We start from the raw sequence: 853 nt of genomic DNA, 5'->3' as shown, positions 1-853 counted from the left end.
ATCATCACTTGTGGTGAGTGCATAGTTCATGAGTGCATGGTCTGCAAGCTTGGAATAACGGCCCGGAATCCGACCATTTTTAATGATATTGGTGGGCACCAAAGTCGGGCAGAGCACATTGACTTTAATGTTAAATTTACGAAGTTCGGCCGAAAGCGTTTCAGACAGCGCACGAACACCCGCTTTCGTTACGTTATAAGCAGTCATTTCTGGAGCAGCCGTGTACGATGCAGCAGAAGCTACATTAATAATCGCGCCGTAACCTAGTTTTTTGAACTTTGGGGGACTGTTCTAAATTTTGTGTAAGTACTTAATTTTCATTTATCCTTCAGAGGATAATTACAAAAGGTACTTCACATGGATGAAGCAACAATCAAAAGTATGGCTGCCGAATTGGCTAAAGGTCTAAAAACACCAGAAGACTTAAACCAAATGACAGCAGTCTTTAAAAAATTCATGATTGAAACTGCACTCAATACTGAACTTTCAGACCATCTCGGTTATGAAAAGCATCAGCCCAAGAAAGGCTCAAATAGCCGTAATGGGTTTAGTTCTAAAACCATTACAACTCAAGATGGACAACTGGCTTTAGATATTCCCCGTGATCGAGAAGGTTCATTTGAGCCACAAATTATCAAAAAGCACCAAACACGCATCACCAGTATGGATGACCAAATCCTCTCACTGTATGCAAAAGGAATGACTAATAGGGAAATTGTAGCCTTCTTCAAAGAAATGTACGATGCCGATGTGTCAGCATCTCTCATCAGCAAAGTTACCGATGCTGTGATTGAGCAAGTGACTGAGTGGCAAAATAGAGCCTTAGATAGCCTTTATCCTGTTGTCTATCTTG

The 853-nt window shown here is 41.1% G+C and carries 2 pseudogenes; one reads left to right on the top strand and one right to left on the bottom strand.

Annotated elements, in window-relative coordinates:
• Window positions 1–282, bottom strand: a pseudogene (locus tag J582_RS25430) (SDR family NAD(P)-dependent oxidoreductase); the annotation flags it as partial.
• A 75-nt stretch (window positions 283–357) separates the two neighbouring features.
• Between J582_RS25430 and J582_RS25425 the strand changes: the two are divergent.
• Window positions 358–853, top strand: a pseudogene (locus J582_RS25425) (IS256-like element ISAba26 family transposase); the annotation flags it as partial.

Origin of the sequence: Acinetobacter sp. 1566109, from assembly GCF_000582255.1 — a bacterium.
Lineage (GTDB): Bacteria > Pseudomonadota > Gammaproteobacteria > Pseudomonadales > Moraxellaceae > Acinetobacter > Acinetobacter nosocomialis.
Note: the sequence above shows the minus strand (reverse complement) of the source record. Positions and strands in the feature narration are given on the sequence as shown.